Origin of the sequence: Ottowia flava, assembly GCF_008017535.1 — a bacterium.
Lineage (GTDB): Bacteria > Pseudomonadota > Gammaproteobacteria > Burkholderiales > Burkholderiaceae_C > Ottowia > Ottowia flava.
Genome location: NZ_VRUA01000023.1, coordinates 1 through 23,340 on the forward strand (window position 1 = coordinate 1; position 23,340 = coordinate 23,340).

At 60.3% G+C, this 23,340-nt stretch carries 25 protein-coding genes and 1 pseudogene; 6 read left to right on the forward strand and 20 right to left on the reverse strand.

What is annotated here, in order from left to right; genetic code table 11:
• Window positions 1-68: 68 nt before the first annotated feature.
• The 4 genes from FVQ98_RS17070 to FVQ98_RS17085 all read right to left on the reverse strand — a co-directional run bounded on the left by FVQ98_RS17070 (window position 69) and on the right by FVQ98_RS17085 (window position 1,708).
• Window positions 69-281 carry a hypothetical protein gene (locus FVQ98_RS17070; RefSeq protein ID WP_147914663.1) on the reverse strand — a complete coding sequence of 71 codons (213 nt, stop codon included), beginning with the start codon at window positions 279-281 and terminating at the stop codon, window positions 69-71.
• 273 nt (window positions 282-554) lie between these two features.
• On the reverse strand, window positions 555-1,196 hold the full coding sequence (locus tag FVQ98_RS17075; RefSeq protein WP_147914664.1) for a hypothetical protein: 642 nt from the start codon (window positions 1,194-1,196) through the stop codon (window positions 555-557).
• Window positions 1,193-1,426, reverse strand: coding sequence for a hypothetical protein (locus tag FVQ98_RS17080; protein WP_036595182.1), 234 nt, complete (start codon window positions 1,424-1,426; stop codon window positions 1,193-1,195). The genes FVQ98_RS17075 and FVQ98_RS17080 overlap by 4 nt, the downstream gene beginning before the upstream one ends.
• 69 nt (window positions 1,427-1,495) lie before the next feature.
• On the reverse strand, window positions 1,496-1,708 hold the full coding sequence (locus tag FVQ98_RS17085; RefSeq protein WP_028603781.1) for a hypothetical protein: 213 nt from the start codon (window positions 1,706-1,708) through the stop codon (window positions 1,496-1,498).
• Between the two features lie 336 nt (window positions 1,709-2,044).
• Between FVQ98_RS17085 and FVQ98_RS17090 the strand changes: the two are divergent.
• A pseudogene (locus tag FVQ98_RS17090) lies at window positions 2,045-2,689 on the forward strand (OmpW/AlkL family protein); the annotation flags it as partial.
• Between the two features lie 33 nt (window positions 2,690-2,722).
• On the opposite strand, the gene FVQ98_RS17095 reads toward FVQ98_RS17090, so the two are convergent.
• The 10 genes from FVQ98_RS17095 to FVQ98_RS17145 all read right to left on the reverse strand — a co-directional run bounded on the left by FVQ98_RS17095 (window position 2,723) and on the right by FVQ98_RS17145 (window position 10,771).
• Window positions 2,723-2,953, reverse strand: coding sequence for a helix-turn-helix domain-containing protein (locus tag FVQ98_RS17095; protein ID WP_028603779.1), 231 nt, complete (start codon window positions 2,951-2,953; stop codon window positions 2,723-2,725).
• Window positions 2,954-3,002: 49 nt separating this feature from the next.
• Entirely contained in the window at window positions 3,003-3,332 is a 330-nt protein-coding gene (locus FVQ98_RS17100; protein ID WP_147914665.1) for a helix-turn-helix domain-containing protein, read from the reverse strand.
• Window positions 3,329-3,718, reverse strand: a complete 390-nt coding sequence (locus FVQ98_RS17105; protein ID WP_051236990.1) for a type II toxin-antitoxin system RelE/ParE family toxin — start codon at window positions 3,716-3,718, stop codon at window positions 3,329-3,331. Before FVQ98_RS17105 ends, FVQ98_RS17100 begins: the two co-directional genes overlap by 4 nt.
• A gap of 45 nt (window positions 3,719-3,763) precedes the next feature.
• On the reverse strand, window positions 3,764-4,465 hold the full coding sequence (locus tag FVQ98_RS17110) for a hypothetical protein (RefSeq protein WP_028603776.1): 702 nt from the start codon (window positions 4,463-4,465) through the stop codon (window positions 3,764-3,766).
• Between the two features lie 186 nt (window positions 4,466-4,651).
• A complete protein-coding gene (locus tag FVQ98_RS17115; RefSeq protein ID WP_147914667.1) occupies window positions 4,652-6,460 on the reverse strand; it encodes a vWA domain-containing protein in 1,809 nt (602 codons plus the stop codon).
• A 256-nt stretch (window positions 6,461-6,716) separates the two neighbouring features.
• The gene (locus FVQ98_RS17120; RefSeq protein WP_147914668.1) at window positions 6,717-7,178 is read right to left on the reverse strand and encodes a hypothetical protein; all 462 of its coding nucleotides are present in this window, start codon (window positions 7,176-7,178) and stop codon (window positions 6,717-6,719) included.
• A 705-nt stretch (window positions 7,179-7,883) separates the two neighbouring features.
• Window positions 7,884-8,366, reverse strand: coding sequence for a thermonuclease family protein (locus FVQ98_RS17125; RefSeq protein WP_222707621.1), 483 nt, complete (start codon window positions 8,364-8,366; stop codon window positions 7,884-7,886).
• Window positions 8,367-8,529: 163 nt separating this feature from the next.
• Window positions 8,530-8,793: a PsiF family protein gene (locus FVQ98_RS17130; protein WP_147914670.1), complete on the reverse strand. Its 264-nt coding sequence runs from the start codon at window positions 8,791-8,793 to the stop codon at window positions 8,530-8,532.
• 110 nt (window positions 8,794-8,903) lie between these two features.
• On the reverse strand, window positions 8,904-10,184 hold the full coding sequence (speD, locus tag FVQ98_RS17135) for an adenosylmethionine decarboxylase (protein WP_147914671.1): 1,281 nt from the start codon (window positions 10,182-10,184) through the stop codon (window positions 8,904-8,906).
• A 365-nt stretch (window positions 10,185-10,549) separates the two neighbouring features.
• Window positions 10,550-10,771, reverse strand: a complete 222-nt coding sequence (locus FVQ98_RS17145) for a hypothetical protein (protein ID WP_147914673.1) — start codon at window positions 10,769-10,771, stop codon at window positions 10,550-10,552.
• 251 nt (window positions 10,772-11,022) lie between these two features.
• Here FVQ98_RS17145 and FVQ98_RS17150 point away from each other — a divergent pair, with 251 nt between their 5' ends.
• The 4 genes from FVQ98_RS17150 to FVQ98_RS17165 all read left to right on the forward strand — a co-directional run bounded on the left by FVQ98_RS17150 (window position 11,023) and on the right by FVQ98_RS17165 (window position 16,289).
• Window positions 11,023-13,125: a catalase gene (locus FVQ98_RS17150; RefSeq protein ID WP_147914674.1), complete on the forward strand. Its 2,103-nt coding sequence runs from the start codon at window positions 11,023-11,025 to the stop codon at window positions 13,123-13,125.
• A 124-nt stretch (window positions 13,126-13,249) separates the two neighbouring features.
• Window positions 13,250-13,603, forward strand: coding sequence for a sirohydrochlorin chelatase (locus FVQ98_RS17155; protein ID WP_147914675.1), 354 nt, complete (start codon window positions 13,250-13,252; stop codon window positions 13,601-13,603).
• A gap of 5 nt (window positions 13,604-13,608) precedes the next feature.
• On the forward strand, window positions 13,609-14,901 hold the full coding sequence (locus FVQ98_RS17160; protein ID WP_147914676.1) for a putative DNA modification/repair radical SAM protein: 1,293 nt from the start codon (window positions 13,609-13,611) through the stop codon (window positions 14,899-14,901).
• Complete coding sequence (locus tag FVQ98_RS17165; RefSeq protein ID WP_147914677.1) at window positions 14,901-16,289, forward strand: UdgX family uracil-DNA binding protein; 1,389 nt, start codon at window positions 14,901-14,903, stop codon at window positions 16,287-16,289. Before FVQ98_RS17160 ends, FVQ98_RS17165 begins: the two co-directional genes overlap by 1 nt.
• Before the next feature lie 2 nt (window positions 16,290-16,291).
• Here FVQ98_RS17165 and FVQ98_RS17170 read toward each other — a convergent pair whose 3' ends face one another.
• A complete protein-coding gene (locus FVQ98_RS17170; RefSeq protein WP_147914678.1) occupies window positions 16,292-16,507 on the reverse strand; it encodes a DUF3606 domain-containing protein in 216 nt (71 codons plus the stop codon).
• A gap of 71 nt (window positions 16,508-16,578) precedes the next feature.
• Window positions 16,579-17,013 carry a pyridoxamine 5'-phosphate oxidase family protein gene (locus FVQ98_RS17175; protein WP_147914679.1) on the reverse strand — a complete coding sequence of 145 codons (435 nt, stop codon included), beginning with the start codon at window positions 17,011-17,013 and terminating at the stop codon, window positions 16,579-16,581.
• A gap of 14 nt (window positions 17,014-17,027) precedes the next feature.
• Here FVQ98_RS17175 and FVQ98_RS20340 point away from each other — a divergent pair, with 14 nt between their 5' ends.
• Complete coding sequence (locus tag FVQ98_RS20340) at window positions 17,028-17,297, forward strand: DUF3253 domain-containing protein (RefSeq protein ID WP_147914680.1); 270 nt, start codon at window positions 17,028-17,030, stop codon at window positions 17,295-17,297.
• Here the strand turns inward: FVQ98_RS20340 and FVQ98_RS17185 are convergent.
• The 4 genes from FVQ98_RS17185 to imuA form a co-directional block, all read right to left on the reverse strand.
• The gene (locus FVQ98_RS17185) at window positions 17,294-17,893 is read right to left on the reverse strand and encodes a hemerythrin domain-containing protein (protein WP_147914681.1); all 600 of its coding nucleotides are present in this window, start codon (window positions 17,891-17,893) and stop codon (window positions 17,294-17,296) included. The two genes, FVQ98_RS20340 and FVQ98_RS17185, sit on opposite strands and share 4 nt — an antisense overlap.
• 185 nt (window positions 17,894-18,078) lie before the next feature.
• Entirely contained in the window at window positions 18,079-21,252 is a 3,174-nt protein-coding gene (locus FVQ98_RS17190; RefSeq protein ID WP_147914682.1) for an error-prone DNA polymerase, read from the reverse strand.
• The gene (locus tag FVQ98_RS17195; protein ID WP_147914683.1) at window positions 21,249-22,478 is read right to left on the reverse strand and encodes a Y-family DNA polymerase; all 1,230 of its coding nucleotides are present in this window, start codon (window positions 22,476-22,478) and stop codon (window positions 21,249-21,251) included. Before FVQ98_RS17195 ends, FVQ98_RS17190 begins: the two co-directional genes overlap by 4 nt.
• A gap of 19 nt (window positions 22,479-22,497) precedes the next feature.
• Window positions 22,498-23,247 (reverse strand): translesion DNA synthesis-associated protein ImuA, encoded by a 750-nt coding sequence (gene imuA, locus FVQ98_RS17200; protein ID WP_222707622.1) that lies wholly within the window; start codon window positions 23,245-23,247, stop codon window positions 22,498-22,500.
• Window positions 23,248-23,340: the final 93 nt, after the last annotated feature.

Below are 23,340 nucleotides of genomic sequence, written 5' to 3' on the forward strand. Positions count from 1 at the left end.
GCTTCGGCACGTCGTCGATGCTTGAACGCCAAGGCCGACAGGTGTCAATAACGGCCTTCGACGGACTATTACCCTCTTTCCCCGGTGGAGAGAATGTAATCCGGTTCATTCTTCTTTTGGTCCGATGCCCCGGCCAGGTGGATGTAGCCAGTGATGCGAATCCCCAGCTGGTAGGAATCGCGCGACACGGTCATGAAATGCTGTTTAGCTTCGCCGATGCTTCTGCACTCCATTGAAGTATCGGGCACATGATCAGGGATCTTGATGGTGCAATGTGTCATGTGAATGTGCTCCTTGGTTGGTTAATGAAGTCGTGCGTTTCCCTCCATCGCGCAGGCGTAGAAAGGCCTGCGACCGTGGATCGCAATTTGGTTTTGGCGTGGTGCCGGGTGAGATCTGCGCGGGGCAGAAAGGCTGTTGGGCGAGTGGTCGCCCGATGAGAAAAAGAGAAGCTGAGACAGGTGGATCGGCCGCTGACTGATCCGGAACATGCTTGGATATAGCGGTCGAAAAAAAAGGTCGCACGAAGGCGACCTTTCTGGAATCAGCGGCTGTTAGGCCGGGGTTGCGGACAACTCCTCCAATTGCTTCAAACGAGCGTCGATTGCATCGAGCACCTGCTGCTTCTGCTTCAGATCTGGAAACAAGGCATGAGCCTTGGTCCGAGCTTTGCGCAGGCGATCGCCATCGGTCAGTCGGTTGATCTCGACGATGGCCACGTCAACGGTCGGACGCGCTGCAACTGCTTCAGGTGCCGGCTGTGCTGGCCCTTCATCGACCACGGGATCGGGCGCCTTTGGCGCCTCTTCTGCCGGTTGCGTCGCCTCGCTCGCTTGCGCGGGTGCGGGGGTGTCAATCGGTGCCAGCGGCGCCGTGTCTTCGACAGGCGTGGCTGGAACAGGATCCGCCTTCACCATCTCGGGCGTGGCCTGCTCTCTCGGCGGCTTGTCCTTTACTGGTCGCAGGAACCAGATCTGGTTCAGGCAGTCATCGACAGCAGCAGCCGGCGACGGGCCGACGCCGTAGGCCTGCCTGGTCTGCCGCAGCTCGCCATGGCCAACCCAGAGGTCCATGGCCACCATGACGGCGCGCCCATCGGGTGAGAACGATGCCTGGTGGGTATACCCCCACTCGCCATCGAACGCTCCGTACTTTCGCGTGAAGTTGCTGTGGTTAGATTCGCTTGGGGTGATCATTTGACTCTCCAAAAATTGTTGTAGATGCCGAGGGAGCTGCTGACGCCAAAACCGAGGTTGAGCAGCAGCAGGCCGAAGTAAGAATGAATCGCCGCAAAAGCAGCGAGGGACACGTTCGAGACCGCGAACAGCAACCACGCGTAGCGTGAATGCCTGGTCGTAGAGGCCAACAAGAAGGATCCGCTCAGGCCGAAAGCGGCGCCGAGCCATTCGAGATGCACAGGGTTCATGGCAGATCGCTCCGGCGCCAAGTAAGGGAAGGGGAAAAGCCGCACGAAGGCGGCTTGTGATTCAAGTGGTCAGTCCGGCAAGCGGGACCATCCAGCAGCAGCGGGAACCGGCGCTGAAATCGTGCGAGCAACGAAGCCGTAGGGTTTGGAAGCCCTGCGGATCAGATCGAGCTCTTCGGTAGCGGACACGAGGCGCGGGTTAATTGCGACCGGCGTGTTTTGGACAATTTGCATGCCTTGAACCAGTTTCGAGAACAGGTTTTGTGCGAACGCGATGATCATGGTTGACTCCGAGCCCAGTGGGCGAATGACCGGCAAGCCGATCGGTTGAACATGCTCGGAGATGGCAACCGCGAAAAAGTCCGTGGCTCGGGCCCGTTGCCGGCCGGTGCCAGGGCAAATCGTGGAGATATTGCGAGATCGTGGGGATATTGCGAGATCGGGCGATGGGCCGGGTCGGCTAAAGTAGGAATGCAATCAATCGTTCAACTTCGGCAATTTGGAGACCCCCCAGTGCAAGCTCAACGTCACGCTCACACACCCTCCCTGTCTCGATTGATGGCTCTGGCGGCCCTTTGCGCGCCGTTGGGCAGCGCCTACGCTTAGAAGGCAGGTGACTTCGTCGTTGGCGCTGGGGTGCTGCACTACGCGCCGCAGGACAAGAGCTCCACGCTGCGCTTCACTTCGCCGGTGGAGCGGGAGATTCCTGGCTCGGGTTCGAGTCTGCGCAGCTCAACCACGCTGGGCTTCAGTGGCCACTACTTCATCACCGACCAGGTCGCGATCGAGGGCGTGCTTGGCGTGCCGCCGCGTTTGAAGCTGTACGGCTCGGGCACGCTTGCTCCCCTTGGGCAGCTGGGCTCCGCGCGCCTGTACGGGCCAACGGTGCTGGCCAAGTACTTCTTTGGCGAGCCAGAGGACAAGCTGCGGTTCTCCGCCGGCGTAGGCCTGACCTACGCATACTTTGGCAACACTCGATTGAACGGTGGCTTGCAGCAGGCGCTGGGCGGTGCAATTGGGTTGCCACCAGGCGCGTCGACCACGTCGGCCAAGATCAACAACAAGTTCGGCCCGGTGTTGAACGTGGGCGTGAACTACGCGTTTACCAAGAACCTGGGAATGACGTTCTCGGTGTCGTACATCCCCATGAAGACGACGGCGACGATGACCACGCGCGTCAATGGCAATGCGGTTGCCGTCTCCAAGGCCAAGCTGACGCTCGACCCCATCGTGCCGTTCCTCTACCTGACCTACAAGTTCTGAACGCCCGCCGGCGCGGCCGCGGGCGGTGCTGCCCTAGTCCAGAACGGTGAGCTCGATGCTCTTTCCGGCGCGCCAGCAGTACTTCACAAGCGAATCGATCGAGAACAGCTCCAGCCTGTCGTTCAGGAGGTTGGAGACGCGAGGACGGCTGGTTTGCAGCTTTGCTGCAACCTCCTCGGTGGTGAGCCCGCTATCGCGGATCCAGGTGCACAGCTCTTTGGCGAGTGCGTCACGCACCGAGTCGACGGATGTGTAGGTGGCCATGGCTCAAATAAGAAAACCCCCTTACGCAAGAAGCGCAAGGGGGTTGTGATCAGTGCAGGGCGATAGCGAAGCGCTTGCCCGTTCTGAAAGCCATCGAGAACAGGTCACCGATGGAGAACTCGTTGAGGTGCTGACGCACCACTTTCGAAATCACCGAGAGATCGACACCGAGTTGGCTTGCGGCCGACTCATGCGTCAATTGGCGCTCGGTCATCCAGCTGGTGACAGCACCGGCGAGCTTTTCCTTTAAGGCGATCTCCTCACCGATGCGGCGATCAGCCTCCGCCAGCAGCTCTTCTGCTTCGTCCGGCGGAAAGCCGAATGTGGCGAAGATGTTGTCGGTCGGCAGCATGGCCTCCTGGCTGCTTGCTTTCGTCATTTGCGTCCTTTCGTTCGTTCGGCGTTGAGATCCGACAGTCTCTTGCGAGCGATGTCGATGTTGCGCTGAGGCGTCTGATTCGTCTTCTTTTGGAAGAAGTGCAGCGCGTAGATGGCCTCCGGATAGCTCTGGATATACATGGCGCGATACCAAGAATGGGCGTCTCGGACGCCCATCTGCAGGACCTTGGGCCCTACGGTCTCAAACCACTCGACGCGATCGGGGAGTTGACCCCACTGCACGCGTCGGAACTGCTCGCCGAAAGCCTTGCGGATGTCCACGGGCAAACTCATCAGCTCATCCCGTGCAGCGTCGCAGCAGAACTTCAACTCCTTCTTGGGTTTGACTGTATCAGTACTGGTACGCATAAGCAACGATGCCTCCATAGAAAAGGCCACTCAAAGAGTGGCCTGTGGGTTGAGCGAGCCAGTTCAGAAGAACGCGGTTTCGCTTGTCGACTGGGGTTTGGCGTCCATCTTGAAGCGCTGAACGATGCCGTCCAGCAGCTGGCGATGAAAGTCCAACTTCGATTGCGCCTTGGTGAGGTTGATCAGCTTGGCTTCCTTGATGCCCATGTCCATGAGCTTCTTCGCTGCCTCATCAGCACCGGCCTGGGCCTGCTTCCACAGACCCGGTATGGGACTAAGCAGCTGGTCTTGGTCGTCTTTGACGATGCAGTTGTGGTTCGCGAACATGCGGCCGTTGCGCTCGACAGGCGAGATCGTTGGTCGGATGATGAGCCACTGGCCAGGCTGCACGCTTGTGATGCGCTGGATCAGCTGCAGCGTCATCTCATGCGCCAGTTCGAGACTGATGACATGAGGATCTGAGCTGTTTTCCGAAAAGGCCAGCCGCATCTTGGGATACACGTTGCCACGCGCATCCTTCGTTTCGGCGTAAAAGACACCCGTCAAGCGCCCGGAGAACACTTCGACGATGCCATCGATGGCTTCCAGTGCTTCGCGTGCCAGGACCGTGGGCCCTTGCGGCTCGTCGAAGCTGTGGCCAGCCTTCCAGCGCTCATCCGTGGTCATTTTGCGAGCCGAGTTGAGTGCTTCGTTCGTGGCCCTGGCCATCGGGTCATTGCCCGTGTGTACCAAGCAGCCAGCGACGGGGTTGTAGGTTAAAAACATGTGAATCTCCTGCGAATGGATCGCACAGCGGCCGTGAGGCCAGGTTGAACATGCGTGGAAATGGCGGGCGTGGGAAATGCGCCGCCGGCGTGGCTCCGGTGTTCGCGCGCGCGAAACGGCCGCGCACCCCTACGGCCGACCTGGCCGAAAAAAATGGAGCCCTGCGTGAACAGGGCTCCATTGGGATCAGTCGCTGATGGCAGCTTCAACGGCCTTGACCGTGTAATCGACCAGGCTTGAGGTGGTCAAACAGCGCTCGGCCTTACCCTCGTAGTACAGCGAGTGGGCATCACCTAGTAGCAAGGTCACCACGTCGATGCCGAGTTCCGCCGCATCTTGATAGGCAGCGTCCAAAACGCCCGTGTCGTTGGTGTCACCGTCGGTGATGAGAACGACAAGGCGTCGCTGCTGCGTTAGCTGCGACGCTTCTGCAACCGCCTGGTACAGCGCTGCGCCGGCACTCGTCCCACCGCACGGGTATGGCACTAGCAGCTTTCGCCGATTCGTGCTCCAGTCCTCATCGGTCAGTTTGATCGACTTCGGGCTGTTGTTGAAAGCGAAAGCAGAGAACGGCACGCCGTACTCGTCCAGCAGATCAGCCAATCCGACGTAGAGTCCATTCGCCGCAGTTGCCCGCGAGGTTGGATCCTGGCGTGAGATCGGATCATTCATGGACGTGGAGAAGTCGCACATCAGCACCACGCCGGTGTCGATGCCTCGCGCATGCGACTTGTTGGTGAACACCCGCAAGTCGCAAGTGGGAACGCGATTCAAGTGCCGACTGCTCAGTCGCTTGCCCACCAGTCCAACATGGCGACCAGCGTGGGTCATGGTTTTGAGCACGTCGATGATGTCTTCCGAACGACTTGCGATTCGATTCGCAAGAGCCAAGGTTGCTGGCTGGGGAGGCAGCAACGTCGGCCATTCACCGCAAGTCGGATCGCTGACAGCCTTGCGGGTGTGCTTGGAATCGTTCATCTCTTGCGAGGCCGCCTCCGTGATTTCCACCACTGGCATTTCATCGTTCGACTGCTCCAGGAGCTTTCGAGCGGCTGACTGGATCTGCTCTCCGTCAGCGCATCCAGCGCCGGCGCCGCGGCCTTTGCTGGGTTTGCTGCCCTTGCCTTTGCCTTTGCCTTTGCCTTGGTCTTCGGGCTGACCATCGCCGGCGCCATCCCCATCACCACCCTGCTCTTCGGCAGATTCGGCCTCGCCTTTGCCCTTCGCTTTGGCTTTACCTTTGGCTTTGCCTTTGCCCTTCCCCGTCCCTTGGCTTTCGCTTTGGGCAGAGTCGGGCTCACCAGCTTCCCCGTTGGGTTCGCCGTCCGACGGTTGCGGTAGCTTGCCGACGGCCGCGGCTTCGACGAGCCGCTTGATCTGCAGGGTCAGCTCCAGCGTGTCCTGTGTGGACTGCGCCGAGGCGGACTTGGCTGCAATCGCGTAGATCTGCGTCCACAGCGGGCCAAAGGCCTGCTGGCAGAGCTTTTCATAGGCAGCTGCGCGCGAGCCCAGGTATTGAGCCTGGCCTGGCAGCAAGTTCGACCGACAGACGATGAGCAGTGCGTTGACGAGCATGGTTGCTCCGTCTTCAGGCTGGAGGTGTTGTGGCTCGGGCCCGAAGAAGTCTTCCGTGTCGACCAACACCCGAACAAGCTCGCTGAGGTTGTTTTTCGTGCCCGGCTTGCTGGCCATCGCCATCGTCTCGATGAAGATGTCCTCCAGGATGTTGTGAATGGCTGCGTCGAGGTTGGTGATCTTGTGATCGGCGAACTTCTGCACCCAAACCTTGAAGTCGGTGAACCGACCGTGGCCGAGAGCTTCATGGTCCATCATTCCGCGAACGATGATCTCGTCTTTGGGATCATTGGACAGTCCCCAGTGCTGGGGTATGCGAATGCACTTGCCATCGCAGCTTGCTGTGGAGACGGCCTCGAAGGCCACGTCCATGTGCACGCTGTTGGCGAGGATCTTCGCCAGGATTTTGAGGTTGCGCATTTTTTTCTCCAGTGTTCCGATCGGTGATCGGGGTTGAACATGGCTGGAGATGGCGCGGCGGAGAAACGCTTGCGCTGAGGGAGCGCATCCCTATAATCGAAAGCGGAGAGTTGAGGAGACTGTGCGAGGCCACTCCGCCTCGGTTGAACAGCCAGTCGCCGTCAATGATCTGAAGGGCCGCTCCATGAGCGGCCCTTTTTATTGGCCGAACCAAAAAGAAAACCACCGCCCGCGGATGCGGGAACGGTGGTGTGGATCAGAACCAGCCCTGCTCTTTGCCCGCAGCCAGGAACCGATCTCGCCAGTTCGGAGATCTGAGGTTGAACACGGGTACCTGGTGATGGGACGCGATCGAGATGGCCTGGCCAGTGCCGCCGGTCGCCCTTGTACGGGTCGCGTGTGACTCGCATCCGTCCTGTGTCCAGCACAACACGAACAGCGACGGCGTGGCCATCTCGTGGCCCAGGATCTGCATGGCGTTTCGCGCCATCAGGGCGCGTGCGCCGCGGCTCAATGACTGCGGTGCTGGGTGAAACTGATCGACGCTTGCCAGCGCGGCCGGCGGCGTCTTGAAGACCTGTGGACGGCCTTGGAAGCCATCCCAGGGCACGAAGATAACCTTGGCGTCAGCTCGGTCGACGCCGCTTTCAAAAGCGGTGTCAGCGCCAGGTGCTGCGCCGCTGCGCAGGACCAGGCCGCGATCGGCCAGCCAAGTCATCCCACGGCCAGCGCTTGCGGACCAGAACCGGAATGCAAATCAGCTTGCCTGTGGAAGGCAATGTAAAACAGACTCTCATGGCGTTCCTCGCAGGGATTGGGTTGTCGGCCCGCGCGCCGCGCGGGGTGGCTCGCAGGCAAATTGCTGGAGCAGGGATACGGTATATTTTTTTTGGAGCGATTCGCGCATCCATCCTGCGAAGGAAGGGCCGTCAGCAAAAGAAGGCACCCGCCATCGGTAGGGTTTCCTGGAGCGCCTACATAGTCTAAAGTTCTAATGGGCGCGCAAGCGCCCCGCGCCTCTCCTCCCTGAGCGCGGTTGGCTCGGCAACTTGGGCTCCCGAGTGGAGCCCTTTTTTTGGTGCGAGGTTCACGACAGGCTTGCCGCTCCCTTGCGCGCTTGAGCGACGGGTTGTAGCGGCATGTATTTGCCAGCAGAATAAGGGAATGCAGGAAGATCAAAAACAGGCTTGGCCGCCCGACAATTGCACCAGAGTAGACGACGGAAAAGTCAAATGCTCTAACTGCGGCCATGAATACCCGGAAGAACCGCCACACTGTGTGACCAATCACGTCCCCAAAGGAAGTGGCGCGGTCAATTGCCTATGCACTTGTCCGGAATGCGGCGTAAAGTGCGAGTGTGGACACGACACGCCAAAACCCCAACTTGTACCGCCGAGGGGCCGTGGGCCGGGCATGTAAACGATCAGCACCCGTACTGCTTGCGCCCATCGGGTAGCAAGCGATAGCGCCCCCCCTTCGGGCCGGTGATGCAGCCGCTGGCATCGGCCAGCAGCGGCTGCGGCGTGTGCCGGAAGTGCCACGGCGAGGTCTGCGCCGCCGGTGTGCTATCGGCCCACATGCCGACGCCGGCCTGGCGCGCCGCCAGCTCGGCGCGGGGAAACGCGGGGTCGGTCTGGTACTTGGTATAGGCCCAGGCCAGGCCGACCTTCACCATTTCCATGTTGGCGTCCATACCCCGGCACTCGACCTTGGCCACCATGCGGCCGTAGCGGTCGCTGGCGGTCTGCCGGATCGTGGCCTGCGCCTCATAGCAAAGCGCGGAAAGGTGTTCCTTGGCGCGGCGCCCGTAGGGCTGGCCGGACTCCGGCGCGTCGATCTCGGCCAGGCGCACCTTGACCTGGCTGAACGGGTGCGCCACGTCGTCCGTCGGGCAGCGCGCGGTCAAGGTATCTCCATCGGAGATCCCGACCACGAGACAAACCAGCACAACAGCAATCATCCAGTGATATTACGAGAGCATCATCGGAACCAGGGCAGGTTCCGCTAGGTTGACCTGGAAAAAAACCCGCACATGGCGGGTTAAGTCCTGTTGGCAGGCAGGATGCTGTTCACTTGCTCAGACACTCTTTCATGAACGCCTTGCGGTGGTCACCCTTTTTACCGGCTGCATCCGCATTGCAAGTCTTCATCTTTTCCCGCTGCGCCATGCGGCCATCGGATAGACAACCCTTCATGAAGTCTTTCCGCTCCTGTCCCTTCTTCCCGTCAGCAGCCACATTGCAAGACTTCATCACCTCCTGTTGCGTGTTCTTCGCTAAAGCAGGCACAGAGACGATCGCCGCAAGGCTCACCAGCAAGATTGATTGACGCATGAAGCTCTCCAAAAAAGTCCATTGGTGATGCGAAGCATCACCTCTATCCCACACGACACATCAATCGCCATGAGCATGGGCCCTGAGTAGCGCGCTAGGCTTGCGTGACATTACCTCAACCTATGCGCAGCTTCCATCACAAACCGCGGCAGCACTCGCGATGCTCTCAACGAAGCTGCGGAGATCGATATCAGCTTGGCTCCCTGCAGATTCTCAAGCCGAGCATCGAGTTGGGGGTCGGCTACGCCGTCTTCAGCGTCAGTCGCATTGCGGACGACAGCCATCAGCCAAGGCCCGACGGACATGGGAATATTCACCTGAAACGGAACAACCTGGGCGAAGACTTTGTTCAACGTTCGAAGGTACTGAACGCAAGTGGACAGTTGTGCCCACGGTGCCGCAAGGTGCAAACTCAACGCCGCGTGTGGCGCCATGACCGAAGAACACAGGTCATAAAACTGCTGCGTGTAGAGCGTTGCCGACGGCCCCCCCGAATCCGTCAAGTCCAGGATCACGACGTCGTACAGCGGCGATTCTTTGGGACGTTGTCGCAGCCAATTGACTGCATCATCGATGTACAGGCGCCACCGCGGGTCCTGGCCGTTCAGGACCCCTCCGTGCACATTAGGCAGGTGGCGGCGCGAGAGTTCGATAACGCCAGCGTCTATCTCGACGTGATCCAACGCCTCCACACTCGGCCACTTCAGCACTTCCTCGGCAGCACCTCCGTCGCCGCCTCCGATGAGCAGTACCCGCCGTGGGCAGGGGACGCTGGCCATGGCCATGTGCACCAACGGCTCATGATAGAGATGTTCATCCCTTTCACTGCACTGCATCGCGCCGTCGATGCGCAAGACTTTGCCGAACGATTCGGTTTGAATGATCTCGACCAGCTGGTAAGGGGTTTGCTGCCATTCGATGAGCGAGCCGAGCACCCCATACTGAAAATCTTCAGCCAGAGATTCCCTCCACCATGAGCGATCCTGAAACTGCGCGGGATTCCCTACCCGGTTCTGTCGAGAAACCTGCTTGCGATCTGACGCGCGTGGCCGGAACGAAGCGGTGAGCACTTGTACAAGTCGCGCTCCGCGGTCTGTGTTGTCTCGATCATGATTGCAAACATAGACGTCGACCGCCGCGAATCGCTCTGTTGGCCAGGTGTGCACGGATACATGCGACTCCGAAAGTGCAATGATCCCCGTCACACCGCCACCGTCAAACTGGTGGAAAACGGAGCCCAGTCTGGTCATACCCGCGTTGTCGCAGGCGGACTCGCACAAAGCCTTGAGATGTTCGGAGTCAAACAGAAGTTCAGAAGGGCACTGGCACTCGGCAAAGTCTAGGAGCCAATGCTGACCTTCTACAAGATCAAGGTGCGCCGTACCGCTCATACAGTGCCCGCAGAGCCAGACTGCGCATGCTCACGAATGAGCCTGGCGGTCGAATGCAAGGGTAACCTGAGGGCCGTCGAGCCCGGCAGCACGCCCAAGCACCGAAGGTGACGGTTGCAAATAAACCAAATCTCGTCGCGATCATTGGCAAAAATAAAGTAAGCATCCGACGTTTCAGACGGATTAAACATGCCCAAAGCTCGATAGGCAGTTTCGGTGTTAAAACCGCTCTGTAGAGGCAACGGTGTAGGCGCACCGCTCGGCAGCTGCTCCACTCGCATATAGATTCCGGTTTCCAGCGTTAGCAAGTTGTCAACCTTTCTGATCGCAATGTGCTCGGCAATGGGTGAACGGTAGCCGCGCTGTTAACGCGGCTTCAAGTCAGAAGCTTGACGCTCGGCGTCATCCGCGGCGGAGCAGAGCCGCTCTCCGGTGAGGCGAGCGACCTCTGGCGTCATCGTTAAAGATGTGCTGGCAGGCCCGTCCATCACCACCATACCTTCTTCAGCGCTGACCTCGCCAGCCTCGTTGTCGACGGAGGTCCCAGGCGCCGAGCCTCTCTCGAGCGAATTCGGTTCCTGCTCCATTTCGCATCCTCCATGAAAAGAGCTCCAACCAGGTGAGCTAGACGCTCGCCGGTAATGGAACGATGAAACCATTGTGCGGCGATTACCCTCCCAACACACCAACGTAGGTTAGTCTGCGAGATTATGGATAAGATCACAATACAGAAGCCCCAACTCGCCGATGTTCGACGTTCCCCCCACCGTGTCGAGGGTTGATCGTTCTTGGCACCGTTCGCTCTCAACCTCAACAACAGTTTCGAAGGATTCAAGAAATGGCTACATCCTCTGCGAATCGCGGCAAAACGAAGGCCGTACCGTCCAACGAAGCAGATGTTCTGCGCGGCTTAGGCAACGAACTTCAGCAGCAGGCAGATGGCAGCCACCCAGTTCTCACCACGCAGCAAGGCATCCCTGTTCCAGACAATCAGAATTCTCTGCGCGCTACGCCGCGCGGGCCCACGCTGCTGGAAGACTTCATTCTGCGCGAGAAGATCACGCACTTCGATCACGAGCGCATTCCCGAGCGCATCGTGCACGCGCGCGGCTCGGCCGCGCACGGCACCTTCGAGCTGACCGAGTCGCTGGCCGAATTCACCACCGCGCGCATCCTGACAGAAGTGGGCGTCAAGACGCCGGTGTTCACGCGCTTTTCCACAGTGGCCGGGGGCGCCGGCAGCGTCGACACACCGCGCGACGTGCGTGGCTTTGCCGTCAAGTTCTACACCCAGGAAGGCAACTGGGACCTGGTAGGCAACAACATCCCTGTGTTCTTCATCCAGGATGCGATGAAGTTCCCCGACCTGATCCACGCGGTGAAGATGGAGCCGGACCGCGGCTTTCCGCAGGCCGCTAGCGCGCACGCCACGTTCTGGGACTTCATCTCGCTGATGCCGGAGACGATGCACACATTGATATGGGCCATGAGCGACCGCGCCATCCCGCGCAGCCTGCGCATGATGGAAGGCTTCGGCATCCACAGTTTCCGGCTGATCAATGAGGCCGGCGAATCCACCTTCGTCAAGTTCCACTGGCGCCCGCGTCTGGGCGTGCAGTCCACGGTTTGGGATGAGGCCGCCAAGCTGCAAGGCGCCGACAACGACTTCCACCGGCGCGACCTGTTCGAGGCCATCGAGGCCGGCGCGTATCCCGAGTGGGATTTCGCCGTGCAGCTGTTCACCGAGGAGGAAGCGGCCGAATTCCCGTTCGACCATCTCGACCCGACCAAGCTGATCCCCGAAGAGCTGGTGCCGCTGCGCGTGATCGGCAAGATGACGCTCGACCGCTGGCCCGACAACCTGTTCGCCGAAACCGAGCAGGTCGCCTACTGCCCGGCCAACATCGTGCCCGGCATCGACTTCTCCAACGACCCGCTGCTGCAGGGCCGTCTGTTCAGCTACCTCGACACCCAATTGTCGCGCCTGGGCAGCCCCAACTTTACGCAGTTGCCGATCAACGCGCCGAAGTGTCCGTTTGCCCACAACCAGCGCGACGGCCATATGCAAATGCAGGTGCCACGGGGTCGCGTGGCGTATGAGCCGCAAAGCCTGACGCCCGAGGCGCCACGCGCATCGCTGGCGCTAGGCTATCGCAGCTTCGCCGCACAAGACGATGATGGCGCCAAGGGCCGCATCCGTGCCGAAAGCTTTGCCGATCACTACAGCCAGCCCCGCCAGTTCTGGATCAGCCAGAACGAAACCGAGCAGGCGCACATTGCCTCGTCCTACGTTTTCGAGTTGTCGAAAGTGGAGGTGGCGCACGTGCGCGAGGCCGTGGTGGGCCACCTGCGCCACATCGACGAAAACCTTGCCGAGCGCGTCGCCGATGGCTTGGGTATGCCTAAACTGCCGCCTGCCCCACCGAAAGCTGTGCAAACCCAGGAATTTCCGCCTTCCCCTGCGGTGGGCTTAATCCCCAAAATGAAGGACACGCTCGAAGGCCGTTGCATTGCAATTCTCGTCTCCGATGGCAGCGATGGCTCCACACTTGATCGTCTGCGCAACGCGGCTGAGAAGGAGGGGGCGATGGTCAAGGTGGTGGCGCCCAAGCTCTCGATCAGGCTCAAGGGTGGTCAGCGGCTGGACGTGGATGGTCAGCTGGCCGGCATGCCTTCTGTCCTTTTTGACGCCGTGGCCTCGATTCTGATGCCCGAGGAAGCCGACAAGCTGAAGCAGGACGCCGGCGCGGTTGGCTGGTTCTCTGACGCCTACGCGCACTTGAAGGCGATCGCAGCCTGCGGCGGCACGCGGCCAATCCTGGAGAAGGCGAACGTGGAGCCTGACGACGGCGTGGTGCCCATCGAAGACGTCGCTGGCTTCCTACGCGCAGCGAAGACGCGGCAATGGGGGCGCGAGCCTGGCGTACGCACGTTGGCTTGACCGGCACTGGAAAGCGAGATTACCGGCCCCATCTTCCAGAAGTCCTATCAGCTGATCTAAGGAGCGGGACGCACGCATTTCAGGGACGAAAGTTTTAAGGATTTCTCAAGCAGAGCCAATTTCCATGCATGGCATCCTCGTAGTGGCGCACGGTGCGCAAGATCCGAACTGGCACAAGCCAATCGAATTCATCGTTGACCGTATTCGCGAGTTGCGACCCGACTCCGTGGTTCGTGCCTGCTATATCGAGCACACCCATCCGAGTTTTCGCGAAGCCGTTCGCGACATGAGCGCCTGCACGTACATCAAGGTTTGCCCCCTTTTTTTTGGCGATGGCTCGCACATGAAACGGGATGTGGAAGCGATGCGATCGATTGCTCAGCGCGAGTTTGTCGAGATTGAATTTCAATTCGTCGAGTCGTTGGCCCGAGACGATAGGGTGGTTGACGCGCTGGCGGCCACCGCGGCGGATCAGTAAGGCATATGGACCTCAAGCAGAAGCTCTACATCCTCGCCGATGCGGCGAAGTACGACGCTTCTTGCGCCTCCAGTGCGGCGCCCAAACGGAACTCCAAGGATTCGGGCGGACTGGGCTCAATCGAGGGCAGTGGAATTTGCCACAGCTATGCACCTGACGGTCGTTGCATCTCCTTGCTGAAAATATTGCTGACGAACTGGTGCACTTACGATTGTCTGTATTGTGTCAATAGGGTCTCCAGCAACGTGGAGCGCGCGCGGTTCCGGGTCGAGGAGGTGGTCCAGTTAACACTGGATTTTTACCGCCGCAATGTGATCGAAGGTCTCTTTCTGAGCTCAGGGATCATTCAAAGTCCCGACTACACGATGGAGCAGGTGATCGAGGTAGCCCGTCAATTGCGGGAAGTTCATGGCTTCAAAGGCTATATCCACCTGAAAACGATCCCTGATGCCAGTGACGATCTAATCGAGCGGGCCGGCCGGTATGCAGATCGACTTAGCATCAACATTGAACTGCCGACGCCGGCGGCGATGTCGCAGCTAGCGCCGGAGAAAGACAGCGTCGGGATCAAGCGTTCCATGGCTCGCATCCGACTCAAGCTGGAGGACGCGAAGGAGCAACGTCAACAAGCGTCGAAGGTGGTGTCGATGCCGGACCGGCCTGCAGCGCGCGCCAAGCCGCCGCGCTTTGCGCCGGCGGGCCAGAGCACGCAGATGATCGTCGGCGCAGACAGCTCGGACGACCGATCAATTTTGACTACCAGCGTCGCGCTGTACCGCTCGTTCGGGCTCAAACGAGTGTATTACTCCGCCTTCAGTCCGATTCCGCACGCTAGCAGCCGTCTGCCGGCGCAGGCTGCCCCCTTGCTGCGGGAACACCGTCTGTACCAAGCGGACTGGCTGATGCGGTTCTATGGCTTCCAGGAAAGCGAAATAGTCACCGAAGGCGGAATGCTGAGCCTCGACCATGATCCCAAAATGGCCTGGGCGATTGCGCATCCGGAGCGCTTCCCGGTGGACCTCAATCGCGCGCCGCGCGATGAACTGCTGCGCGTGCCCGGTCTCGGTATCAAGACCGTGGGCAAGATTCTGGCGGCCCGCAGGGTCCGGCAACTCCGTCTGGACGATATGGCCTTTCTTCACGTGCCCCTGAAGAAGGTGCTGGGCTTCATCGTGCTCCCCGACTATCGACCGGCGCGTGTGGGCTACCGGTCGGCAGCAAGGCCTAGCCCATCCCTGGCCGCCAACAGCCAATCCTTCGCCAGCGCAGTGTCGCAACAGAGTTTTAATTTCGGTTGATGATTCCCGCAGAACTGCCGCATCCAGCAGCGCGGCATGACGCGCTGCGGCTCATGCAGACGTTCGCCCAACAATCCATTCCGTGGGACGCAGTAGATTGGTTCTGCGGCGACGACTATGCCGGTGCCGGGCTCGATGACGATCGATTGATCGCGCTCGAAGGCGTCTCAACGCGCTTTATCGAAACAGCCTCGCTTGCCTTGCTGCATTCGGACGAGGACCGGTTCATGCGCGTCCATGCGATGCTCGAACGTATCCGCAAAGACGGCCGTCACTGGAACGACGTGCTCCACCCCGAGCACGTGCATCTGCAAGCGCTGGCTCGCCAGGTTCGTCGCGACATGCATAAGATGAAGGCTTTCGTGCGTTTTACGCGCGTGGCGCGAAGCGGACACGAGGAGTACGTCGCCTGGTTCGAGCCGCGCCATTTCGTGACGCAGGCGACGGCAGGGTTCTTCCAGCGGCGATTCGCCACCATGAGATGGACCATCCTGACGCCCGTTGGCAGTGTCCGCTGGAACGGCGAAGAATTGATCGCGGGTCCGGCCGCCAACCGTGCTGACGCGCCGGCGACGGACTCTGGCGAAGCGCTCTGGTTGACTTATTACGAACGCATCTTCAACCCCGCACGCATTAAGCTCAATGCCATGCGCAAGGAGATGCCCGTGCACTATTGGAAGAATCTTCCGGAGGCCAGTCGTATTGGCCCCATGCTGGCCGCAGCGCCACGCCGCGTGCAAGAAATGGTGTCTCATCACGCCGACACCGAGCGAGCGAGCGCGGTCCGATCGGCGTCGAAACCCGCGGACAAGCTGGCCAGCCTTAATGTTCGTATCGGCCGATGCGACCGCTGTGATCTCGCACTCTACGCGACGCAGGCGGTTCCAGGCCAAGGCCCGTCCGGCGCAAAGATCATGCTGGTGGGTGAGCAGCCCGGCGACAAAGAGGATTTGACGGGGCAACCATTCATAGGACCTGCAGGACAACTACTCAGGGTGGCCCTCGATCAAATCGGGATTTCCATGGCCGACGTGTTTGTGACCAATGCGGTTAAGCATTTCAAGTACGAAATGCGGGGCAAGCGCCGTATCCACAAAACGCCGGGGCAACGTGAAGTCACGGAGTGCGCACAGTGGCTGAACGATGAGATTTCGATCGTGCGTCCTGAGGTCGTTATCGCGCTCGGTCGCACAGCGCAATCCGCCCTTGAACTGGTCCATCCCGTTAGGTCAACGCCTTGGCAGACTGAGGCAGGGGCACCGATCCACGTGGTCGCGCATCCCGCAGCGCTCCTACGCTCAGGTGAGGAGGTCGGCACAGCAGGCTTTTGTCGTTGGCGCGATCAACTGCGGCAGTGCATTGAGACAGGGCAAGCCAAGCCCGGATAGGCTTAACTAGTGCGCTCTACCTTGTCGTCGTTGGTACTGGATCGCGTGCCCTTGAGGTGCATCTCCACGTCACCAGCCTGATCGCCGACTTCAGCCACAGCGTCACGAAGCTGCATCTCCGTGACATTCAGGCGCTTGCACCAGTTGTCGAGGTTGGCTTGGTCGGCTAGGTTAATCCGATCCGACGCCGGCGGGGAGGACTCTTTGTGGACAGTCATTGCGATACCTTTCAAAGCAGGGGTGAGGGGAGTTGTAGTGCGGGGCAATCAAGACTCGAACAGAAGTGCGGTCACGTAGTAACTGCGCCAGATTCCAGCAGCAAGTCGCCCAATGATCCCCAGGTCTGAATGCGCTGGGCCGATACTTTGATCAGGCTGACCTCGGGATCCTCCGGTCCGTTGGGAAACCACTGTTCCAACTCACGGTGCCACATGGCCTTCTTTTGATCATCATCGGTCAGGATAGAGCCGGTCCCCCACACTGTGATATAGGCTTGGGACTTCATGTCCACGAAATCGAGAATCACGCGAGGGTCGGATTCGATATCGGAAATTTTGGTAGACGATGTCCTAGAGAAAAACCAGTTGTCGCCTTCGTATTCCACCTGACCGTTGTTGGACATCGGTCGAACGTGGGTGAGCTTTCCGCTGAATGTGTGCATCATGCAAAAGTCGATCTGGCTCATGGCCTTGGCCACCGACTTGAAACCCTTCATTTTCTTCATGTTTTTCTCCTGTGATGGAACTCGATAGACTGATTGCACGGGAGCTGGTGGCTCAGCTGCACTCGCGTTCGGAGGGCAGTAGCATCTGCCCTTCGGAGGTCGCTCGCGCCCTGTTTGACGAATGGCGCGATCTGATGCCAAAGATCAGGAAGGTCTCCGATCAGCTCGCGCACCAGGGCGTCCTCACTATCCAGGCCGCTGGAACGCCGGTCGCCTCAGCAGAGGCGCATCGCGGCCCTATACGCATCGCAAGAGGTGCGCAGTTTCCCCACAGCGACAGTTAGGCGTCAGTCTTGTCGGTCCTCTTCTTGGATCCGGATGTGCGAACCTGCTTGCGCGCAGCGCTCTTCGAGCGGCGAGCCGGGCTTCCTTCTTTCTTGCTCTGGGATGCAGGTGACTTAGGCTGCTGAACGGCGCTTTGCTTGGCGTCAATCATCTGCCTCAGGACGGTCTGCATGTTGGGCTGGGCGTGACGAAGCTCTTCGAACATCTCGTTTTCTTCTTCACACACGTGATGGGCGACGTATTCCTGGAGCACATGCACCATTGCGTCGTAGTGCTCGTCGTCCGGATGCCCGGCTTCGATGTCCGCGATCAGTCGCTTCAATGACTGATGTTCCACGTCGGCATGGTCCATGCACTCTTCAGCGTCCTCGGCGATCGCCTTGCGAGCAACCGGATAAAAATATTGTTCTTCGATGGAGGCGTGAACGGTGAGTTCGTGGCAGATCTGAGCGGCGATGGCGCCACGCGTGTCTGCATCGGCATCGAGGTCCATGAGCTTCTTGTATTCGCGAAACAACAGGCGAACCTTGTCGTGGTCCGCTGTCAGCATTTCGATCACCTGCTCAAGGGAATTGTTTTTCGGGGCGTCAGCCATGGTGGTCTTTCAGATTGTGGGTCGGCCAGAATGGGCCTTCGCGACTATCTCTGAAAACGGGGACAGCGGGCGTAGGAAGACACGGACGCTCGGCGTAGTGCAGCTGGCCTATCGGGGAATGTCGAGCTACATAGCCGTTGGCAACTGGTGCGCATGGAGACCTGATGTCCTCAGCGCACCAGCGGCTACCCTTCTCGTGCATTCGCTCCGATCGCGCCGATCAGGCCGCGGCGAACCATCGACGGCTGATGCGGTGTTCTCATCTGCCGGGTGGGATTCAACCGTCCCAGCAGCGGACTTAGATCGCCCGCGCGCCGCCCGATGAGGTTTCGGCTGGGCCCCTCGTGCTGCCACCGCCCCTCTACAGCCATGAACCGCGACTTCAAGATGGGATCCCGGAATTGATCGCGAACCTGACGAGACAGGATGACCTGGACGGTCCCGAATTCATCTTCCAACGAAACAAACATCGTTCCTTTGGCGGTTTCGGGTGCCTGCCTCAGCGTCACCAGCCCGGCAAAGCGTACCCATGCGCCATCGGGGCGTGACGACAGGTCGTTTGAGGACAGTAGCTGTCGGCGCGCCAGCAGCGGCCTGAGCAAAGCCAGAGGGTGACGTCGCAGCGTGAGTCCCTGAGTGGCATAGTCCCAGACGATTTCTTCACCCTCTGCAGCGGGCTGCAATTCGATCAGCGGCTCGTCGAACGCGGCATCGCGCATCAGCGGCGACGGCCTCTGGTAGGCACTGGCGTCCCAGACCTGTACACGGCGATGTCCGCTGAGGCTTCGGAGCGCATCCGCAGCGGCAAGTGTGCGCACGTCGACCGGATCAAGATCGGCACGGCGGGCAAGGTCCTCGACATCTCCGAACGGGGCCTGTCGCCGAGCTTCGGCAATGGCAGCCATGGCACGCGCTTTCAGCCCGCGGATCATTCGTAGCCCGAGGCGAACGGTCTGTCCGGCGTTGGCCGGATCATCCATCGTGCAGTCTGGTGCGCTGTGCATGACGTCGGGCGGCAACACCACGACGTTGTGGCGCTGGGCATCCTGAACCAGCTGGCTGGGAGTGTAGAAGCCCAGCGGCTGGCTGTTGAGCATGGCACATAAGAACTCGCCGGGGTAGTGACACTTGATCCAGCAACTCACATAGACCAGCAGTGCGAAGCTGGCCGCATGACTTTCTGGAAAACCGTACTCCGAGAAGCCCTTGATCTGGTCGAAGATTGAGTCTGCAAATTCACGGCTGTACCCGCGATTGACCATGCCGTAGACGATCTTGTCGTAGTAATGCTGGAGCCCGCCCTTGCGCTTCCATGCAGCCATTGATCGCCTCAGCTGATCGGCCTCGCCAGGCGTGAATCCTGCGGCCAGAATAGCGACCTGCATGACTTGCTCCTGGAACACCGGAACGCCAAGCGTCCTGCCCAAGGCCTCCCGCAGCGCTTCGCTTGGGAACATGACCGGCTCGCGGCCCATTCGCCGGTTCAGATACGGATGCACCATCCGGCCCTGGATCGGCCCCGGTCGAACGATCGCCACCTCGATCACGAGGTCGTAGAAGCACCGTGGCTTCAGCCGCGGCAGCATTTGCTGCTGTGCGCGGCTCTCGACCTGAAACACCCCGATCGTGTCCGCAGCGCACACCATGTCATAGGTCGTTTCGTCTTCTGCAGGGACATCCTGCATCGAGAAGGCATACCCCAAGCGTTCCCCGATCAGCGCGAGGGACTTGCGAATCGCGGTGAGCATGCCGAGCGCCAGCACGTCCACCTTCAACAGGCCCAAGGCGTCGATATCGTCCTTGTCCCACTGGATCACGGTTCGATCCGGCATTGATGCGTTTTCAATGGGCACGAGCTGCTCCAGTGGCCCTTTGGTCAGCACGAAGCCACCGGTGTGCTGAGACAGGTGCCTTGGAAACCCCAACAATGCATCCGTCAGCTCCATGAGCTGGTGGGTGCGCGGATCATCGAGGTCAAGGCCGGCGCCTGCGATCCGTTCGGGAATGATGCTGACGCCGTCCCACCAGCTGTGGTTGGCACACAGACGGTCGATCAGCTCCCCAGGATAGCCCAGCGCCTTGCCCACATCGCGAAGCGCGGACTTCGGTCGGTAGGTCACCACCGTGGCCGTGAGTGCGGCGCGGTGTCGGCCGTATTTCTGGTAGAGGTACTGAATCACCTCTTCCCGCCGTTCATGCTCGAAGTCGATATCGATATCGGGTGGCTCGTTCCTTTCCTTGCTGATGAACCGCTCAAACAACACACTCATCCGTGAGGGGTCGACCTCCGTGACATGCAGGCAATAGCACACGACGCTGTTGGCCGCGCTCCCACGACCTTGGCACAGGATTCCGTTCGAGCGGGCGAAGGCGACGATGTCGTGAACCGTCAGGAAGTAGTGCTCGTATCTCAACTCCTCAATCAAGCACAACTCGTGCTCGATCTGCTGGCTGATTCGAGCTGGGACACCATGTGGCCATCGCCGTCCGCAACCCTCGTAGGTCAGTTGTCGCAGGAAGGCCGAGGCTGTCATGCCATGCGGCACTACTTCAGCGGGGTATTCATAGCGGATTTCATCCAGGCTGTAAGTGCAGCGGCGCGCAACCTCCACCGATTCCTTCAGCAGATCTTCCGGGAAAATGCGCGCCAGGTGCACACGCGTGCGCAGGTGCGCTTCGGCATTGCCCAGCAAGCGGCTGCCGCACGACGCCAACGTGCAATTCAGTCGGACGGCGGTCAGTACGTCGTGCAATGGTTTGCGTGAGCGCACGTGGAATTGCACGTTGCCCACCGCCACTAACGCGACCCCCGTGCGCGCGGACAATCCCCTCAACGCGTGCAGCCAGGCCTGATCGTCGATTTCAGACAGCGCCTCCACGCCGATCCAGCAGCGCTTCGGGAAATGGGCGGCCAGCCACGCCACAAAGGACAGCGGCGGCGCCTGGCACATTTCGCGATCGGGACAGGCGATGGCAAGCAGGCCGGTCAGGACCGAGCCATTAATCGCGTCACGGCGGAGGGTGTAGGTGCCTTTCGGGCTTGAGCGCCTCAGCTTCGTGATGAACGTGCACAGGTTTGCGTAGCCCGCGCGATTCGTGGCCAAGAGCACCAGAGTCCACGGCAGTTCGTCATCTACGAGGAACTGCGCCCCGATGATGAGGTGAAGGCCACGGGCCTTGGCCTCCTGATGGGCACGCACTGCGCCGGCGACCGAGCACTCGTCCGTCAACGCCAGGGCTCTATAGCCAAGCGCATGCGCGCGCTCAACCAGCTCTTCCGGCCGACTTGCGCCCGTCAGGAAGCTGAAGTTGCTTCTGCAGCGCAATTCAGCGTAATCGGTGAGCGCTTCAGGCTTCACGAAAACACCCCGTGCAGGAACCAGTCCCCCTCCGCTGGACTTCTCAGCTCCCGATAGATCCAGAGATTCCCCGCGGATGGGCTGCGCGCCAGCCAATAGTCGCGGCGCTGCCACCCATCGCCACCCTGCCGATGGCAGTCCCACCAGCCGTTGTTCACCCTATGCGGACCCGCAAGGAGTTCGAGTGGACCTTGATACAGCGGGCGGTTGCCGCGAACCAGCAAGCGAAGGGGTTCGCGGAACATCCAGGTCGGCTGCGGCCACCGCGGCGGGATGTCGAGCGCCATCCGCGTCGTGCCTGAGTCCTCATCCCATCGCTGGAGGTGTCCCACCCGGGCATCGTCCTGGAGGGCGCTCACCAGGATCGACGAGGCACCCAGTCGGGCACGAATGACCTCGATGCATTGTTCGAACGCTTCGCCCTCCTTCACCTTGTCGGGGAAAAGGACGCCATCGGGGTGTGGAATAGCGTCGAGTTGCGCCGCGCCCAGCTTAACGGTATTGACCGGGCCTTTCAGCACCGTTCGATCCAGGTGTTCGCCCAGTAGCCGCATCAAGTACGCCGGGTCACGGGTCGCCGTCGCTGTGCGCACCACCAGTTCGCCTTCCGCTTCAACATCGCGCGCGCGCATCGTGTCGTACAGCCAGCCGAACGTGATAGCAGTCACGCCTGCCTGGCGCGCCGCCAGCCACCCACACAAGGCCAGGACCAAGCGCTTTGCAGCAAATAGCAGCGCGCCGGCGTTGTCGACGCGCTGCGGAAGCTCCAGCGACGTGGTGAAGCTGTCTGGAGGCAAGACCCATGAATGGGCCGCCTTCAATGTGCCATATGCGCGATCAAGGGCATCAAGAACCGTGCGACCAAACCGGCGTGAGAGTCCTGCTCGGGGGAGGGCCCTGAGGTGGCCGAGCGTGTAGCAACCCAACTGATTCAGGGTGGGAAGGACGGCATTTGTGTCGACCAAGCACTCGACCGGCAGGCCATCCAGCACCGATGCCAATGTCGCGGTGCGCGCTCCCCTCACATCTGCATGACTCAGGCAGAGTCCGGCAAATGGGTTGGGCCCCCAGCTGGCTTGCGCCAGATCGAAGGTGCAGGCTTCTTCGTCAAGCCGCTTTGAGAGCTTCCGGAACCCTCCCCACAGCCTCAGGCAGGACGATACTTCAGCGAACAGCGCATCGTTCGCCGAAAGCACGACCTTCGGCGTGTACTGCAGGGCCCACATCGCAGCCTGAGTCGCATGTTCACTCGCTGACCAGCTCGAAATGGGCTTCATTGGACGCCATACGCCCCACCACATCGCTTGTTACCTCCGTGGCGTGCATGGGCTCAACGGGTACCGCAGGCTTTATGCGCGCCACCAGATGATCAATCCCCCCTGAGACCGACTGCAACACCAGCGGCTCAGGTACGGGAGCGCCCCGTCTCTTATGAATGGAAACCTCGATCTGGTTGACTGCCTTCGGGCGCAGGACCAATCGAAGCGGACTGGCCGACGACTCGCGTGCGGCGAGCTCCGGCCTGAATACGAAAATCAGGCTACTGCTGGACTGTGCGCACACCTGGAGCCTGCGAATCTGATCGGCGCGGGCATGACTCATCCAGACCATCAGCAGCATCGCTGACGAGCACTTGACCAGTTGCTCCGCCACCCAGGCACGCTCGGCCGGCTTATTCGCAACGACCCAGTGCACCCGATCAACGGGCAGATCCATCCGCCTGAGGCCGGGCAAATAGGGCTCGTTCGGCGGACCGATCATCACGACACGCGGCGCATGGTCGGTAGAAAACGCCTTTGCCGCAGGCGACAACACGCTCCAATCCACCACCCCAAACTGCGGGGTCAGCAGCTCGATCACGTCCCCCACGGGCCAGCCACCGCCCGGCAACACCGCATCCAACGCTGCGAAGCCGCTCGAGACGACGTTGCTGCTCCGGGTGGCAACAGCATCCGCTGGCCACACAGCCGGCACCCGCTGCAGCAAATCCTGCAAAGGCCGATGGCTGGCTGGCGATGAGCTGTACATGCATACAGTATAGGTAACATCGGCGGGGGGTTCAACCGATGTAACACAGTCCTGCTGCTT